Source organism: Promicromonospora kroppenstedtii DSM 19349, assembly GCF_000515355.1.
Taxonomy (GTDB): Bacteria; Actinomycetota; Actinomycetes; order Actinomycetales; family Cellulomonadaceae; genus Promicromonospora; species Promicromonospora kroppenstedtii.
The window spans coordinates 1-1,342 of record NZ_KI911756.1; the positions used below are offsets into that span (position 1 = coordinate 1).

A 1,342-nucleotide genomic window follows, 5' to 3' on the forward strand; every position below is an offset into this window, starting at 1 on the left:
GCGCGTCGACGCCCGCGGCGCGCAGCGGGGACCGCGCTCCCGGGTCGGACGACTCGCTCGGCAGCACCCGGTCGATCCGCCAGCCCTCGGCGGTCCGCGTGAGGTCCGCGCCGAGCAGCCCGAGCTTGCGGGACGAGTCGCCGCGCTCGTGGGGCGACCGCACGTAGGCGTGCGACGTGTTGAGCTCGGCGACGGTCTCCCAGAGCACGTCCTCCAGGTCGTCGTGCGTCGCGACCCGGTCGATCAGCGGGCGCCAGCGCGCCACCGCCCCGGACCAGTCGACGCCGTTCATGTCCGCGCGCCAGTAGTGGTCGCGCATGATCCTGGCGTTCTCGTCGAACATCTGGTGCCACTGGGCACGTGGGTCCACCTCGTGGCGCACGCGGGACAGGTCGATGTCGAAGGCGCTCGGGTCGTCGTCGCCGGGCTTGCTGGTTGCCGACTGCGTGCTGAGCCCCGATCCGGACCGGATCACCACCCGCTCGCCGTCGCCCGACACCGCGTACCCGGTCACCTTCTCCGCGATGTCCGTGGCCTTGCGCGCCTCGAACGACCAGAACTGGAGCACGTTCGGCACCGGGTCGCCCTCCGTGCCGGCGTGCCGCGTGCCGAGCACGCCGGCGTCGTCGGTCTCGTGCACCCAGAGCACGCCACCCTTGGCCGCGAGCAGGTCGCGGTAGCGGCCCGACGTCACCGGGAACGGCACCACCCGCTCCTCGGCGCCGTCGAAGTCGATGTCCGGCGAGGCCGCGGCCTGCGTGCCCTCGTCGTGCTTCGCGCCGCCCGCCGCGTCGTCGTCCGTGCCGGCCTTCTTGTCGTCCGGCGTGCTCAGACGCCAGCCGTCGGCGCTCGGACCGAACGGCGCAGGCTCGGTCGCGGCCAGGGGGATGAGCCACGGCCGGGTCGCCGCGCTGAACGACAGGGCGAACTCGTGGGAGTCGTAGGACGGGTCGAACGTACGGTTCGACAGGAAGACGACGTACTTGCCGTCGTCGCTGAAGGCCGGCGAGAAGTCGTGGAACCGCCCCGACGTCAGCGGTGCCACCGTCGGCGGCGTGGCGTGCAGGTCGGCGACGAGCACCTGGTGGTGGTCGCCCTCGGTGCCGGTCGGGCTGGACCAGGCGAGGTACCGCCCGTCCGGCGAGAACGTCGGGGACTCCGCCTCGCCGTTCGTCGATCGCCCGAGCGGGATGACGGTGCCCGCCTGCGGGGCGTGCTCGTGGTTGGCGGCGTCGCCGTCCGTCGCGGGGGCGGGCAGCGCGACCACGCTGACCCGGCCGTCGTGCGAGACGGCGGCCATCTTGTCGCCGTCCGGGCTCGCCGCCAGGTGCAGCACCCGGCC

1 protein-coding gene is annotated in these 1,342 nt (G+C 73.8%); it reads right to left on the reverse strand.

Annotated features, from left to right (window positions below):
• On the reverse strand, positions 1-1,342 hold a 1,342-nt coding region (locus PROKR_RS26225), incomplete at both ends, for a PDZ domain-containing protein (RefSeq protein WP_036969642.1).